Origin of the sequence: Clostridium cibarium (genome assembly GCF_014836335.1) — a bacterium.
GTDB lineage: Bacteria > Bacillota > Clostridia > Clostridiales > Clostridiaceae > Clostridium > Clostridium cibarium.
In genome coordinates this window covers 1-1,615 of record NZ_JACSRA010000067.1, presented here as the reverse complement: position 1 = coordinate 1,615, position 1,615 = coordinate 1, and the positions used below count along the sequence as shown (strand labels likewise).

The following is a 1,615-nucleotide window of genomic DNA, read 5'->3' as shown; positions in this document are numbered from 1 at the left end:
TACCGTTCGGTATACGGCGGTTCATTAGAATTTAATGCATCATTTGATATGTTTGTGTTAGACTAACAAATCCTAGAGATTCTAGATATTTGTTATTTAAAGATTTGCTTAAGATAGGGCTGTTGGAGATTCTCCAATAGCCTTTTCTTGTATTTGCATACTCCCATGCTTTGTATTTATTAACTCCTAGCTTTACTAGATTTCTCTGTTTAGTGCTAATCTTCTTCCATTGTTTCCATATGCAAGCTCTTAGTCTTCTCCTAATCCATTGGTCTAGTTGCGCTAGCTTCGCTTTCGCGTTAGCTATTCCATAATAATTAATCCACCCTCTCATTATTTGATTTAATTTCTCCAACCTATATTCAATACTAATTCCTGTATTTCTATTAGTATAAAATTTAATCTTATCTTTAAATCTCTTTACTGACTTTTCGTGAATTCTTATTTCGGCTCCGCTTTTCGCAAAATAGAATGAAAATCCTAAGAATTTTCTTCTAGATACAAAGTCTACTGCACTTTTACTCTTATTTACTTTAAGTTTTAGCTTATTTTCTATAAGATTTGTCATAGATTTCATTATTCTAAAGCCTGCTCTTTTACTTTTGACATATACATTATTATCATCTGCATATCTACAGAATTTGTGTCCTCGCTTTTCAAGCGCTTTGTCCAATTCGTCTAGCATTATATTTGCTAGTAATGGACTTAGCGGTCCTCCTTGCGGAGTCCCTTCTTCACTTGCCACTGAAACGCCATTAATAAGAATTCCACTTTTTAAGTATTTTCTTATTAGTGATAATAATCGTTTGTCTTTTATCTTCTTTTCTAGTTTACTCATGAGGATATCATGATTGACTTTATCAAAGAATTTCTCTAAATCCATGTCTATGACCCATCTATTTCCTTCATTTATATATTGTTTTGATTTTGTTATTGCGTCCTTTGCTCCTCTACGAGGTCGGAATCCAAAACTATTCTCTGAAAATGATGGTTCATATATTTTAGATATAACTTGAGCAATTGCTTGTTGTATTAGTCTATCTTGTACTGTTGGAATCCCTAATAATCTAACACCACCATCGGCTTTAGGTATTTCTACTCGCCTTACTGGTGATGGGTTATATTTAGTTTCTAGTATTTTAGCTTTAATTATATCCCAGTGTTCTTGAATATGCTCTCGAAGTTCATCGATTTTCATTCCATCAACACCATGGCTACCTTTATTGCTAACTACTCGTTTAAGTGCTAAAAGCATATTATTTCTTTCAAGAACTTCTTCGAGCAATTTACTAGTATCAAATGCTTCATCGTTTACGCTTTCCCTATTTGGTAAAACCATAGAATTACTCTGCACCTTTGATTTGCCTTGAAGTTCCACTTCTACTTCCACCACTCGGTCTCTATATTGAGTTTTCTGCTTTCTTCGTAGTTTCTTTGATTTATCCAAAGTTGTAAACCTCCTAACGTTCCGTCCTTCCTCCGCTAACGCGTTTAGCGAAGTACTATGACATCTGCTGACTTCTGATAGTTCAGTTATATATCACTATATAAGTTATCTTCTAGAATTTAATCTATATTAAGATGTATCTATCAGACCTCCCCAGGTAAGAACACG

The 1,615-nt window shown here is 33.8% G+C and carries 1 protein-coding gene; it reads right to left on the bottom strand.

Features of this window, described 5'->3' with window-relative positions:
- Window positions 1-31: 31 nt before the first annotated feature.
- A complete protein-coding gene (gene ltrA / locus H9661_RS19320; RefSeq protein WP_191770445.1) occupies window positions 32-1,447 on the bottom strand; it encodes a group II intron reverse transcriptase/maturase in 1,416 nt (471 codons plus the stop codon).
- Window positions 1,448-1,615 lie beyond the last annotated feature (168 nt).